Genomic DNA, 12,090 nt, shown 5'->3' with positions numbered 1-12,090 from the left:
TGGGGCAGGCTGCGTGACCGGCCATTCAGTCAATGTTGACTAGACCCAATCCTCAACCCGCAAGCCAGGAACACGTTCAAATTCCCGAAGGTTGTTGGTAATCAGCGTCAACCCCAAAGATCGAGCGTGGCCAGCTATCAATTGATCGTAAGGACCTATCTGCTTGCCCTGTCGGGCCAGCTCAGCATGCAACTGGCCGCTGTGGATGGCGGCGACATCGTCATAATCAAGCACCTGCAACCGCGCCACAAAACTCTCGACGCGGCTGAGATTCCTTTCGGGGATGGCAGATTTTTCCGCACCGTAAATCAGCTCCATCAAGGTGATGGTGCTGATGCACAAACGCCCCTGATGACGCCTGAACGCGTCGCGAACCTGTTCAGGTTTGTTCTTGATGGTAAAGATGCAGATATTGGTATCCAGCATGTACTTGAGCATCAGAACTCCTCACGCACTTGCTCGGCTGGCTGGTCCCGTTCATTCATGAAGTCAGCGCTTACACGGTCATCCTCGTCGAACCAACTGTCCCAGGACTCCCCCGCCGGGGTAATGATACGGGTGCGACCAATCGCGACGATGTCTACCCGTGTGACATCATCCGGCAACGCCACAGCTTTAGGCATGCGAATGGCCTGGCTGCGATTACTTTTGAACACAGAGCCGGTTTCCATGGAGTCACCTGTTGAATAGGCCAAAGGTGCAATGAGTCTAGTGAGACAAAGGGATATGTCAAAGGCATATCCCTCACAAGACTTTGCTGCCCCTCAGTTGTGCGAGAAAAAAGGGCACTCAAGCCAGGATGAGCACTCGAAGTCATGGCGGACTTCATAGACAGAACAGCGATCACCATGCTCGAACACCTCGACCTCAATGCCCTGATCGCCGCCTCCGGCTAATGAGTGATCTTTATCGGCTGCCTGCTGGAAGGCGAAACCGTGCTGATCCTCGGCGACCTGAAACCCTATCGCCTGCCGATCTTCCTCGGGGTGCTAGCACTGATGGCCCTGGCGGCGCTGGTGCGGCATCTGCTCAACCAGTGCAAGGTGCAACAGGAGTGAGATAGAGGCCGCAACACATCGGGAATTTTCATACTGACCCGACGACTTTATTTCGTTTGTCCCAGCCCCCCGGCCCCGGCTTAGATAACGGCTCGTTTCCGGCACCCAGAGCCCGCATCCATGAGCCACGAGAACATCAGCCGTTCGCTTTCCACCGTCCACCCGATCCGCCTCAGCCACGGCCGCAACGCCGAAGTCTGGGACAGCGACGGCAAGCGCTACATCGACTTTGTCGGCGGTATCGGCGTGCTCAACCTTGGGCATTGCCATCCGCGGATCGTCGCGGCCATCCAGCAGCAGGCCACCCGACTCACCCACTACGCCTTCAACGCCGCACACCACGAGCCCTACATCGAGCTCATGCAGCGCCTGGCGGACTTCATCCCGGTGAGTTACCCGGTCAGCGGCATGCTTACCAACAGCGGCGCCGAGGCCGCGGAAAATGCCCTGAAGATCGTGCGCGCAGCCACCGGGCGCAGTGCGGTCATCGCCTTCGACGGCGGCTTTCACGGGCGCACCCTGGCTACCCTCAACCTCAACGGCAAGGTAGCGCCCTACAAGCAGAAGGTCGGCCTGCTGCCGGGGCCGGTGTATCACCTGCCCTACCCCAGCGCCGACAACGGCGTCAGCTGCGACGAAACCCTGAAGGCCATGCAGCGTCTGTTCAGTGTGGAAATCGACGTCGAGGAAGTGGCCTGTTTCATCCTCGAACCGGTGCAGGGCGAAGGCGGCTTCCTGGCCCTGGACGCCACCTTCGCCCAGGCGTTACGCAGCTTCTGTGACGAACACGGAATACTGCTGATCGCCGATGAAATCCAGTCCGGCTTCGGCCGCACCGGGCAGCGTTTCGCCTTCTCACGGCTGGGCATCGAGCCCGACCTGATCCTGCTGGGCAAGAGCATTGGCGGTGGGCTTCCGCTGGGCGCGGTGGTAGGTCGCAGGGAGTTGCTGGACGTGCTGCCCAAGGGCGGCCTGGGCGGTACCTATTCCGGCAACCCGATTGCTTGCGCGGCCGCTCTTGCCACCCTGGAGGAAATGACCGATGCACATCTGCAAGCCTGGGGCGAACGCCAGGAACAGGCCATCGTGCAACGTTATGAGGGCTGGAAAGCCGATCGCCTGAGCCCGTATCTGGGACGCTTGACCGGCGTCGGCGCGATGCGCGGCATCGAGTTGGTCAATGCCCAGGGCGAGCCGGCGCCGGAACAGTTGAGCGCCCTGCTCGGCAACGCCCGGGAGGCCGGGCTGCTGCTGATGCCCAGCGGCAAGTCGCGGCACATCATTCGCCTGCTGGCGCCCTTGACCACCGAGCCTGAAATCTTCGAGGAGGGCCTGGATATTCTCCAGGAGTGCCTGGCGCGCCTGTGATTCCCGGCGCGCCTCAGGACGAGGCTAGAACAGGTAGCCCATGTAGGTGGCAATGCCGCCACCGGCCTGTGGTCCGACGTTCATGCCCGCCATGACCACGGCGCCCTTCGCCGAACGCAGCAACTGCTCGTTGACCTTGATCGAAGCCATCATGGTCGCCGGGTTGCTTCCCAAAACGACCGCCAGGGCCAGTAGCTTGGGGTCCAGGCCGAACAGCAGGGCCGTGGCCGAACCGCCCACCACCAGTCCGCCACCGACTTCGGTATAGAAACACGGCCCGGTGATGTCGTCCTCGGTCAGGTCCCGGCTGCGAAGGGCATCGCTGACAAAGACCTTGCCGGTGCTGGGAAAAGCCTCCGCCGCACCGGCACCACTGACGCTCTTGCCCTTGACCTGGATATTGACCTTGCCGAAACGCGGCAGGCGTCCACCAAAGCCGGCGCCTACCCCCAGACCGCCGTAGCGATAGCTGACGTCCTTGCCCTGGGGCGAACGCAGGGTGATCGATCCACCACCGCCGGCCACGAGGGCGATGGTCAGGCCGCCACCGCTGGCGGTCTGGTACAGCCATTTACTTTCGTTGACCGGAATCGGAATGCTGAGGTTCATGGGGTCAAAGTCCTTTTGCTTTTTGTGCGGCTCTTCCGCGCTGGCTGATGACACCCACTAGGCCGGCCAGGGTGAATACCAAACCGATCAGGCCCAGCACACCGGGAGTGCCCCAGAGTGCCGCGGGGTCATCGATGACCGCGCTGTTGGCCGGCCGCTCAGGCTGGTAGTACACCCGCACGGGCTGATCCTTCTGGTAGCCGAAGATAAAGCCGCCCTGGGGGTAGGAAATTTTCTCACCGCTGCCGGTGGTAAAGGCGATCTCGGGGTGCGAACCACCGGCGTTCAGGTCGCTGACGACACCGTTGGCGGTCTGGGCGCTGGCAATGAATTCGCGACGATCGAGGGTGAGATTGACAGCAATGGCCAACAGGCCAATGCCGATCAGAACAAACAGCAGACCCTGGAGGATCTTGCCGAGGCGTGACGGGGTGGAGTTAGCCATGGGCTGTCTCGATATTCGTCCGTGAAAGAGGGAGGCCACGATAGCAAGAAACCTACCCCCAGAAAAACCGCCGCAGCGGCGTTCAGGCGCCCAGGAGATCCGCTTGAGCGCCGCTGCCAGCGCTTACAAACCGAATACCCGACGGGCATTGCCCTGGAGGAATTTGTCCGCAATGGCCGGCGGAAGTTCCAGGGCTCGCACCTGTTCCAGGCATTTTTTCAGCGACAGCTGGGGGAAGTTGCTGCCGAACAACACCTTGTCCTGGCCATAAGTGCGCATGAAGTGCAGCAACTGCGGGGGGTAATAGGCCGGCAGGTAGGCGGAGGTATCGATGTGGATGTTGTCGTGTTTCCAGGCCAGGCCGATCATCTCGTCGGTCCAGGGATGCCCGATGTGTCCCCCAACAATCACCAGTTCGGGAAAATCCAGAGCCACCTCGTCCAGGTACGGCACGGGCCGTCCGGTTTCCGAGGGCATAAGCGGCCCCGTATGACCGACTTGGGTACAAAAGGGAATGCCCAATTCGATGCACTTCACATACAGCGGGTAATACCAGCGGTGATTGGGCGGCAGCTTCCATAACCAGGGCACGATGCGCAGAGCCTTGCAGCCCAGCTCCTTGACGGCTCGCTCCAACTCGGCCACCGCCGCCACGGGCCGGCTCAGGTCCACCGTGGCCACACCGACGAAACGTTCGGGAAAGGCCCGGGTATAAGCCGCAATCTCATCGTTGCTGAACACCCAGCCCTCGGGCCGGCACCAGGCCGAGAGCATGAGTTTCTCCACCCCAGCCTGATCCATCAGTTCCACGGTCTGTTCAATGCTCAGGGCCAGGTCCAGCAAATGCGCGGACCCGGACTTCTCGAACAACCGCGCCACTTCCGGCAACAGCGCCCGGGCACGGCCGTTGGCCGGTTGTGCCCAGGCATCGATGGCTGAGAATTTCAAGGTCATTGGGTGGTCCTCCCAGATGTATTCATGATCGAAACCACAGGCTAGATCCGGACCTTGCCGCCAACAATGTCCGCAGCGCTCATCAGGCTTGACCCATGTGTTCAAGCCATGGATAAAGCTTTCCCCTTTTCGCCCCCTCGCAAGGACGCTCCATGACCGATCAAACCACCCCCGAACAATGGCCACCCGCCGGCTGCCCGCCCCTGGCCTGGCCGGATCTGCCTGATCAAGCCGCGCGGCTGAGCTGGTACCTGGCGGTCATCGGTGCCTACGGCGCGCTGTGGGAAGGGCACGTCAACGAGCCTGAATTAACCCCTGTCAGCGAAGAAGCGCTGGTGGCCCTTGAGCAGCGACTGGGCTGTACCTTGCCGCCCTCTCTGCGCGACTATCATCGGCAGTTGGGGGTCCTGTCCCTGGCGGAGATCCTTTGCAGCGTAGGCCCCGGCCATACCCCGATCCAGCCTCTGCTGGAGGCCTACCCTGGCATTGTCGATATCCCCGAGAGCGATCTGGACCTGACACTGGCGCACCAGCTGGTTGCCTTTGGCGACTACCTGGGCAACGGCAACCTGTTCTGTTTCCACCGGGACAGCGGCGCGGTCTACTACTTCGATCACGACACCGGCGTAGCGCTGACACGCTTCTTCGACTCCCCCGAGGAGTACCTGGATGCGCTGATGCTGCTGTGCCTGGCCGAAGTGTACGAGGACGACGACGGCGCCGAAGCGCTGATCAGCCAGCGTTACGGCGATGACTTGGTGCGCAAGTGGCGCTACTGAAGAACAAGGACCTCGATCTCTACTAACGCCAATGCCGGCGCACAATCTGCGGTTCTTAACCCCGAACAAGGATGCTCCATGTTTCAGCGTGCCCTGATCTGCACACTCCTGACACTGATTGCCTTACCCGCCAGCGCCGCTCCGGCCAAGGTCGAACGCCGATGCGGCTGGTTCGAGAATCCGACCCCGGCCAACGCCACCCTGACCGACCGCGACGGCGTCTGGGAAATTGCCAGCCAGGGCGGTTATCAGGCCGAAGGCGTCTGGCCCACCTTCAACGACCAGCAATGGGTACGCACCAACAATCATTACGGCTACGGTTGTGCCTGTGTCAGCGCCAGCGCTGATCCACGGACTCATCGCCTCGACCAGTTGCACAAGGCCCAGGCCCGCCCGCTGTCCGCCTGTCGCAACGATCCCAGGCTGTACGAACCCTTGCGGGAGGAAGACGGGATACCGGTATTGCCCGAGGATTCGCCACGCTTCAACGGACCGGAATTCAGCCTGCAGTACCCCAAAGGCTGGAAGCTTAGCCAGACGCAGAAATGCCTCACTCTGGACCATCCGAAAAAACGCCCAAACGAGGAGTACACCCTGCACCTGTGCCTGCGGCAGGGCAGCCTGGAACAGGCCGCCGAAGAGCTGTTTTTCTATCAGGAAAACGGCGTCTGGATGCGCAGCGCCGGAAGGGATGCGCCCAGCCCGGTGCAGGACATCTCAGGCCCCGGCTGGAAAGGCTTGCGGGCCTATCAAACCTGCGGCATCAGCGATGGGGACACCGGCTTTCACGCCTATGGTGGCACCTGCCTGATGGCGTTGCTCGACAGTGGTCGGCGTCAGGTGGTGGCTGACAGCGTGGGGTTCTTCCAGGACTTCGCGACCCTGAACGCGATCCTGCACTCGATCCGCTTCGACCCGCTGCCAGCGGCGCAACAGAACCCGCACTAAGGCACGGCCCGATACAGGGTTTGCAGGTGGGACAGGCGCAAGCCGTAGTGCTCCAGGTTGCGCCGGCTTTGCGAGTTCACCAGGGCGGTGGCCGCCACACTCTGGGCGCCGAGGGCGGCGGCCTGCTGCAAGCGATGGGCGATCAGGGCCCGGTGATAGCCCTGACCCCGGGCGGCCTTGGTGGTAAAGGCGGTGCCCAGGTAGGCCACGCCATTGTCGGCGACGAATAGCGCCGCACCGGCCACCGCTACGCCCTGGTCCCGGAGCAGGTACAGATGCCCACGGCCATCGTTGAGCAAGCCGCCGAAGGCTGCCTGGTTGACTGGCCGGGCGGCCGCAGGGGTATTGAAGCCTTCGCGGTGCAGAGCACAGAAGCTTTCCAGGGTCGAGGCGAGCACCGGCTCGATATCCAGCGCCGAAGGCGGCGCCACCAGTTCGTCCACCGAGGCGAACAGCTGTCCGTGGGTCCAGCCCCTGAGGCGCTGCAGCTGCTGCCCCTCCAGCTCCAGAGTGGGTGCCACCTTGGCTGACTCGGCGATCAAGGCGATCGCCGGGGCGTAAGCCACGCAGGTCTGTAGCAGATCGGCAAGATTGCGGGCTTGTTGCGCACTGTCGCCGTGCACCCGGTTCATCATCGGACTGGGATTGCCGCCCACGACAAAGGCTCCGCCATCCTGATCACCATAGAGCTGCGCCTGATAAGGGTTTCCCGGCAAACTCGCCACGCCCTGGACCCGGGCCCGCAGGTATTGGTGCTCTGCGTATTCAAGCGCCAGGGCGCGGCGGCGTTCCATATCAGCGACCGCCCATCGGGGTTTCACTGACCCAGGGCACGCGCACTTGTTCGGCGATGCTGGCAGCCTGCTGCTGCAGGGCCTCGAATTTGGCGCGACGCCCAAACAACCCGCTGAAGTGCAGCAGCAGGCGCCCGGCAAAGCCCAGGGCATCGCCACGCTTGCGCGGGATCAGGTGCAGATGGGCATGGGGGATGTGCTGGTTGGTGGCCCGACCATCATTGACCAGCAGGTGGGTGCCTTCGACGCCGTAGCCGGCACGCCGCTGCGCGGCCAGCAATCCATCGAATACCTGATACAGATGCTGACGGACGAAACCGGGCAATTGATCGAGCTTTTCTACATGAAGCTGGGGAATCAGCAGGACATGACCCGCTCCCAGGGGATGCACGTCCATGAAGGCCATGCAGTGTTCATCGCGGTAAACCACGGCCGCTGGCAGGATGCCGGCGACGATCTGACAGAAAATGCAGTTCATCCATGAATCCTCAAGTGACAAGGTGCGTCCTGGCGGGCTACGTCAATGTAACCCACCTTATCCCTTGAAGGCCTGTCCCTTGAAGACTCATTCCTGGAGAGCCCGTCCGCAGAACAGGCCCGCAGATCAGTCCAGAGCCAGATAGGCGCCGGCGTCGACCTCGATCATCACCGGCTGGCGAATATCCCTGAGGCTCTGCAGCAGTTCCTGCAACTGCGCCGGGGTGTCGGCGCGATGGTGCGCCACATGGAAGCTCTGGGCCATGGCCCGGAAGTCCGGGGTGAGGATGTCCACCCCCAGCGGCGCGATGTCCCGGGCCTGCATGTAGTCGCGGATCTCGCCGTAGCACTGGTTGTTCCACACCAGCAGGATCACGCCGATCTGCGCTTCCTTGGCGGCGATCAGTTCGCTGCTGGCGAACTGCAGGCCGCCGTCCCCCACCAACGCCACCACCGGACGCTCGGGCTGTGCCAGCTTGGCGCCCATGGCCGCCGGCAGGCCGTAGCCCAGGGTGCCGTAACCGCTGCCGGCGTTGAACCAGCTGGCCGGGGCCGGTGCCTGGTAGCCGCAGGCGCCCTGGTACACCGGTTGGGTCGAGTCGCCCACCAGGATCGGGCTGCCCAGGGTGTCGCGCAGCAGGTCGAGCAAGCCCTGCAAGCCTTGTTGCTTGGGCGTCCAGCCGGTGCGTTCGGCCTGGTTCACGCGTTGCACGCTGTCCAGCGCCCAACGACCGCGAGCGCTGGGTGGCGCCACTTTACTGAGCAAGGCTTGCAAGCCTTCCAGGGCATCGCCCACCAGGCCGACATGGGCCCGTTGCACGCCCATGACCTGCATCGGGTCGATGTCCAGGCGGATCAACGAGCCTTTGAAACGCAGCGGGCCCAGGCCAAAGAAGTCGTAGTCGGTTTCCCCCAGTTCGGTGCCCACGGCCAGCACCACGTCGGCTTCGTCGATCAGCGCCCGGCCATGGGCCGATGACTGCACGCCGTCGAGCAACAGCGGGTGCGCGCAGGGCAATAGGCCCCGGGCGTTGGTGGTCAGGGCCACCGGCGCTTGCAGGCGTTCGGCCAATTGCCGCAGGACTTCGGCGCAACCGCGGGCGCCGCCGCCGGCCAGGATCAGCGGCCGGTGGGCACTGTTGAGCAAGGTCGCGGCCGCTTCGATCGAGGCTCCGGCCGGGGCCGGAGCACCGGGCAGGCTGCGGGGCATGAGGTTGAGGTCGGTGGCGGGCATGTCCAGCACATCCAGGGGAATCTCGATGTGCACCGGCCGTGGTCGCGCGCACTTGAACACGGCAAAGGCCCGGGCCAGGAGCTCCGGCAGTTCCGCGGGCGATTGCAGGGTATGACTGAAGGCGCAGACCCCGGCCACCATCGCCCGCTGGTCCGGCAGTTCATGCAGGTGGCCATGGCCCAGGCGCAGGTGCTCGCGACGGTTGACCGTGGAAATCACCAGCATCGGCACCGAATCGGCGTAGGCCTGGCCCATGGCGGTGAGGATGTTGGTCATCCCCGGACCGGTGATGATGAAGCACACTCCCGGCTTGCCGCTGGCCCGGGCATAACCGTCGGCCATGAACCCGGCGCCCTGTTCATGCCGCGGGCTGACATGGCGCAGGCGGCTGCCATGCAGGCCGCGATACAGCTCGACGGTGTGCACGCCGGGAATCCCGAACACCGTGTCCACGCCATAACCTTCCAGCAAACGAACCAGGGACTGGGCACAGGTGGTCATCGACTACTCCTCTTGTTCTTATGCGTCCGGACGACACCCTGCGCCCGGCTGATGTCGAGGGACATTAGTCGCTGCACCCGAGGGGCAACAATCGAAAAAAATCGCCGCGATTGCTCAATAAAATTCACGCTTTGCCATTGCGCCGGGGTTCCGGGTGCAAGCGGGTGATGCCCTGCAACTGGGATTTGACCCATTCGCTGAAGGCCAGCACCACCGGGCGCTCGGCCTTGAGCAGGTCGGCCACCAGGTAGTAACCGCGGTTGGATTCGATTTCGGTGCCGAAGGGCTGCACCAGTTGCCCCCGAGCCAGGGCCTCGCCGCTGATCAGGTTGTCGCCCATGGCGATGCCCTGGCCGGCGATGCAGGCCGACTGCACGAAGTGCGCGTCGGCAAACACGATGCCCCGGCGCACATCGACATTCGGCGCCCCGGCCGCCGCCAGCCAGACCCGCCAATCGGAGTAGTCGATCATGTGCAGCAGCAGGGCGTGGTCCAGGCTGTCGAGGGTTTTCAAACCGCCCATGGCATTCACCAGGCTCGGGCTGCACACCGGGAAATAGCGCAGGGAGACGATCTTCTGCACATGCTGGTTGGGCCAGTCGCCCATGCCGTAGGCGACGAACAGATCGACGCTGCTGTCGCTGGTGTCGCCCGGGGTGCGCGGTGATACCAGCTGCAATTCGACCTGGGGATACAGCGCCTGGAACTCGGCGATATGGGTGCACAACCAATAGGTGGCGAACCCCGGCGGGCTGCTGATGCACAGCCGCCCGCTGACCTGCTGGCCGTCGGAGCGCTGGCCGGCCTCGAGGATATTGGCCAGCAGCAGGTGAATGTCCCGGGCATAGCGCTCGCCCTGGTAGGTGATGCGAATGCTGCGGCCCTGGCGCTCGGTCAGGGCAAACCCCAGGGTCTGCTCCAGGCTCTTGATCTGGTGGCTGATGGCGCTGGGGGTCAGGTTCAGCTCATTGGCGGCTTCGGCGACACTGCCCAGGCGGGCCACCGCGTCCAGCGCGCGCAGAGCGGTCATGGAGGGATAACGCATACCGATCAGGCCTCGACTGCAAAAAACGAGTGCCAGCACCATAGCCGCAATCGCGATCCGGCAATAGCCTTGCCCGTCGCCGAAAAAATCCCCGACTGCTGAAAAAAATTACCGCATCGGGCTAAAAATGCTCGATTGACCCCAGGCCATCGATGGCTAATTCTCCAGCCCTACCCTGTGCCGGGTACTGCCCGGCCATCGCACAATAACAAGAGGGTCGACCCTTGCAATCGCAGCCCAACTCCGTCAATCCCGTGGTGGCGATCGATGATCTGCACAAGAGCTACGCCGATCACCACGTGCTCAAGGGCATTGCCCTGCGCGCCAATGAAGGTGAAGTGGTGTCGCTGATCGGCTCCAGCGGCTCGGGCAAAAGCACCCTGCTGCGCTGCATCAACCTGCTGGAAATTCCCTGCAGCGGCAGCTTGCGCATCAATGGCGAAGAGGTGCGCATCAAGACCGATCGCGCCGGCAACCCTCAGGTCGCCGACCCGGCCCAGGTGGCACGCCTGCGCACCCAACTGAGCATGGTGTTCCAGAGCTTCAACCTGTGGCCCCATCGCACCGTGCTGGAAAACGTCATCGAGGCGCCGGTGTATGTCCTCGGTGAAGATCGCAAGGATGCCATCGCCCACGCCGAGCACCTGCTGGAAAAAGTCGGCCTGGCCAACAAACGTGACACCTTCCCGTCCTTTCTCTCCGGTGGCCAGCAGCAGCGTGTGGCCATCGCCCGAGCCCTGGCCATGCGCCCCCAGGTACTGCTGATGGACGAACCGACCTCGGCCCTGGACCCGGAACTGGTGGGCGAAGTGCTCAAGGTCATCCAGGGCATCGCCGAGGAAGGCCGCACCATGATCCTGGTGACCCACGAAATGGCCTTCGCCCGGGATGTGTCGAGCAAGGTGATGTTCCTTCACCAGGGGCTGGTGGAAGAGGAAGGCCCGCCGCAGCAAGTGTTCCTCAACCCGGTCAGCGAACGCTGCCGGCAATTCGTCATGGCCCAGGAAAACCGCGTCTGACGTCCCGCTTCAATCCTTGAAAACAACAACTTCGATAAAGGGTAAAGCCATGAAAAACCTGCTCAAGGTGCTCGCCACCGGTTGCCTGTTCAGCGCATTGGCCAGCCACGCCGTGGCCGCCGACAAGATCGTCTTCGGCATCGCCCTGGAACCCTACCCGCCGTTCTCGATGAAAAGCGGCAACGGCAACTGGAGCGGCTTCGAGCCGGAGCTGATCAAGGCCCTGTGCGAACGCATGCAGGCCCAGTGCCCGCTCAAGGAAGTGGCCTGGGACGGGCTGATTCCGGCCCTGCAATCGAGCCAGATCGACGCCATTCTCAATTCCCTGAGCATCACCGAGGAGCGCGAGAAGGTCATCGATTTCTCCGCGCCTTACTACCAGACTCCGGCCATGTGGGTCGCCGACCAGAGCCTGGAGCTTGCGACCACTCCCGAAGGCCTCAAGGGCAAGCTGATCGGCGTGCAGGGTTCGACCTCCAACGCCACCTTCGCCAAGACCTACTACGGCAAGACCTCGACCCTGCGCTACTACACCACCCAGGACGACATGATCGCCGACCTGCAGAGCGGGCGCATCGACGTGATGCTGGCCGACGCCCTGACCATCGAGCCGATCCTCAAGACCGCGGCCGGTGCTGGCCTCGCGGACAAGGGCCTGGCGCCGAAAGACCCGCTGTTCGGCTCGGGCATCGGCGTCGGCCTGCGCAAGGGCGACAGCGCCCTGCAACAGCGGATCAACACCGCCCTGGCCTCGCTCAAGGCCGACGGCACCTACGACAAGATCCGCAGCCGCTACTTCAGCGTCGACATCTCTGCCAACTAAGCCGTCCGGCGCGCCCGCTCGCGCGGGCCGCCGGCG

Annotated in this window: 15 protein-coding genes; 6 read left to right on the top strand and 9 right to left on the bottom strand. The window is 63.2% G+C overall.

Going from position 1 to position 12,090, the window contains the following annotated elements; all coding sequences use genetic code 11:
• Positions 1-39 precede the first annotated feature (39 nt).
• Together vapC and vapB are read right to left on the bottom strand one after the other, a co-directional pair.
• The gene (vapC, locus tag Q8O96_RS06585; protein ID WP_102860369.1) at positions 40-438 is read right to left on the bottom strand and encodes a tRNA(fMet)-specific endonuclease VapC; all 399 of its coding nucleotides are present in this window, start codon (positions 436-438) and stop codon (positions 40-42) included.
• On the bottom strand, positions 438-671 hold the full coding sequence (gene vapB, locus Q8O96_RS06580) for a type II toxin-antitoxin system VapB family antitoxin (RefSeq protein WP_102860368.1): 234 nt from the start codon (positions 669-671) through the stop codon (positions 438-440). The genes vapC and vapB overlap by 1 nt, the downstream gene beginning before the upstream one ends.
• Positions 672-899: 228 nt before the next feature.
• On the opposite strand from vapB, the gene Q8O96_RS06575 reads away from it, so the two are divergent.
• Both Q8O96_RS06575 and Q8O96_RS06570 read left to right on the top strand, forming a co-directional pair.
• The gene (locus Q8O96_RS06575) at positions 900-1,058 is read left to right on the top strand and encodes a hypothetical protein (protein WP_305948567.1); all 159 of its coding nucleotides are present in this window, start codon (positions 900-902) and stop codon (positions 1,056-1,058) included.
• Positions 1,059-1,178: 120 nt separating this feature from the next.
• On the top strand, positions 1,179-2,426 hold the full coding sequence (locus Q8O96_RS06570) for an aspartate aminotransferase family protein (protein WP_102860367.1): 1,248 nt from the start codon (positions 1,179-1,181) through the stop codon (positions 2,424-2,426).
• A gap of 24 nt (positions 2,427-2,450) precedes the next feature.
• Here the strand turns inward: Q8O96_RS06570 and Q8O96_RS06565 are convergent, their stop codons facing one another.
• The 3 genes from Q8O96_RS06565 to Q8O96_RS06555 form a co-directional block, all read right to left on the bottom strand.
• The gene (locus Q8O96_RS06565) at positions 2,451-3,035 is read right to left on the bottom strand and encodes a hypothetical protein (RefSeq protein ID WP_102860366.1); all 585 of its coding nucleotides are present in this window, start codon (positions 3,033-3,035) and stop codon (positions 2,451-2,453) included.
• A 4-nt stretch (positions 3,036-3,039) separates the two neighbouring features.
• On the bottom strand, positions 3,040-3,480 hold the full coding sequence (locus Q8O96_RS06560) for a DUF3592 domain-containing protein (protein WP_205413488.1): 441 nt from the start codon (positions 3,478-3,480) through the stop codon (positions 3,040-3,042).
• A 123-nt stretch (positions 3,481-3,603) separates the two neighbouring features.
• The gene (locus Q8O96_RS06555) at positions 3,604-4,434 is read right to left on the bottom strand and encodes an amidohydrolase family protein (protein ID WP_305948566.1); all 831 of its coding nucleotides are present in this window, start codon (positions 4,432-4,434) and stop codon (positions 3,604-3,606) included.
• Between the two features lie 152 nt (positions 4,435-4,586).
• Between Q8O96_RS06555 and Q8O96_RS06550 the strand changes: the two genes are divergently transcribed.
• Positions 4,587-5,213: an SMI1/KNR4 family protein gene (locus Q8O96_RS06550; RefSeq protein WP_102860363.1), complete on the top strand. Its 627-nt coding sequence runs from the start codon at positions 4,587-4,589 to the stop codon at positions 5,211-5,213.
• Between the two features lie 78 nt (positions 5,214-5,291).
• On the top strand, positions 5,292-6,161 hold the full coding sequence (locus Q8O96_RS06545; RefSeq protein WP_305948565.1) for a DUF4087 domain-containing protein: 870 nt from the start codon (positions 5,292-5,294) through the stop codon (positions 6,159-6,161).
• Here Q8O96_RS06545 and Q8O96_RS06540 read toward each other — a convergent pair.
• The 4 genes from Q8O96_RS06540 to Q8O96_RS06525 form a co-directional block, all read right to left on the bottom strand.
• Entirely contained in the window at positions 6,158-6,955 is a 798-nt protein-coding gene (locus Q8O96_RS06540) for a GNAT family N-acetyltransferase (protein ID WP_102860361.1), read from the bottom strand. The genes Q8O96_RS06545 and Q8O96_RS06540 overlap by 4 nt on opposite strands.
• Position 6,956: 1 nt before the next feature.
• A complete protein-coding gene (locus Q8O96_RS06535; RefSeq protein ID WP_305948564.1) occupies positions 6,957-7,433 on the bottom strand; it encodes an HIT family protein in 477 nt (158 codons plus the stop codon).
• 126 nt (positions 7,434-7,559) lie between these two features.
• Positions 7,560-9,167 carry a 5-guanidino-2-oxopentanoate decarboxylase gene (locus Q8O96_RS06530; RefSeq protein WP_250329606.1) on the bottom strand — a complete coding sequence of 536 codons (1,608 nt, stop codon included), beginning with the start codon at positions 9,165-9,167 and terminating at the stop codon, positions 7,560-7,562.
• Between the two features lie 124 nt (positions 9,168-9,291).
• Positions 9,292-10,212, bottom strand: a complete 921-nt coding sequence (locus Q8O96_RS06525) for a LysR substrate-binding domain-containing protein (RefSeq protein ID WP_060842013.1) — start codon at positions 10,210-10,212, stop codon at positions 9,292-9,294.
• A gap of 224 nt (positions 10,213-10,436) precedes the next feature.
• Between Q8O96_RS06525 and Q8O96_RS06520 the strand changes: the two genes are divergently transcribed.
• A complete protein-coding gene (locus Q8O96_RS06520; RefSeq protein ID WP_102860358.1) occupies positions 10,437-11,231 on the top strand; it encodes an ABC transporter ATP-binding protein in 795 nt (264 codons plus the stop codon).
• A 49-nt stretch (positions 11,232-11,280) separates the two neighbouring features.
• Entirely contained in the window at positions 11,281-12,054 is a 774-nt protein-coding gene (locus Q8O96_RS06515; RefSeq protein WP_102860357.1) for a transporter substrate-binding domain-containing protein, read from the top strand.
• Positions 12,055-12,090 lie beyond the last annotated feature (36 nt).

Origin of the sequence: Pseudomonas sp. LPH60, assembly GCF_030718165.1 — a bacterium.
GTDB classification, from domain to species: Bacteria; Pseudomonadota; Gammaproteobacteria; order Pseudomonadales; family Pseudomonadaceae; genus Aquipseudomonas; species Aquipseudomonas danubii.
The sequence above is the reverse complement of the archived record's forward strand: the minus strand, read 5'-3'. Positions and strand labels throughout refer to the sequence as shown.

Coding starts and splice junctions, on each gene's coding strand:
- vapC (WP_102860369.1), bottom strand. CDS start 438: ATGCTCAAGTACATGCTGGATACCAATATCTGCATCTTTACCATCAAG.
- vapB (WP_102860368.1), bottom strand. CDS start 671: ATGGAAACCGGCTCTGTGTTCAAAAGTAATCGCAGCCAGGCCATTCGC.
- Q8O96_RS06570 (WP_102860367.1), top strand. CDS start 1,179: ATGAGCCACGAGAACATCAGCCGTTCGCTTTCCACCGTCCACCCGATC.
- Q8O96_RS06565 (WP_102860366.1), bottom strand. CDS start 3,035: ATGAACCTCAGCATTCCGATTCCGGTCAACGAAAGTAAATGGCTGTAC.
- Q8O96_RS06560 (WP_205413488.1), bottom strand. CDS start 3,480: ATGGCTAACTCCACCCCGTCACGCCTCGGCAAGATCCTCCAGGGTCTG.
- Q8O96_RS06555 (WP_305948566.1), bottom strand. CDS start 4,434: ATGACCTTGAAATTCTCAGCCATCGATGCCTGGGCACAACCGGCCAAC.
- Q8O96_RS06550 (WP_102860363.1), top strand. CDS start 4,587: ATGACCGATCAAACCACCCCCGAACAATGGCCACCCGCCGGCTGCCCG.
- Q8O96_RS06545 (WP_305948565.1), top strand. CDS start 5,292: ATGTTTCAGCGTGCCCTGATCTGCACACTCCTGACACTGATTGCCTTA.
- Q8O96_RS06540 (WP_102860361.1), bottom strand. CDS start 6,955: ATGGAACGCCGCCGCGCCCTGGCGCTTGAATACGCAGAGCACCAATAC.
- Q8O96_RS06535 (WP_305948564.1), bottom strand. CDS start 7,433: ATGAACTGCATTTTCTGTCAGATCGTCGCCGGCATCCTGCCAGCGGCC.
- Q8O96_RS06530 (WP_250329606.1), bottom strand. CDS start 9,167: ATGACCACCTGTGCCCAGTCCCTGGTTCGTTTGCTGGAAGGTTATGGC.
- Q8O96_RS06525 (WP_060842013.1), bottom strand. CDS start 10,212: ATGCGTTATCCCTCCATGACCGCTCTGCGCGCGCTGGACGCGGTGGCC.
- Q8O96_RS06515 (WP_102860357.1), top strand. CDS start 11,281: ATGAAAAACCTGCTCAAGGTGCTCGCCACCGGTTGCCTGTTCAGCGCA.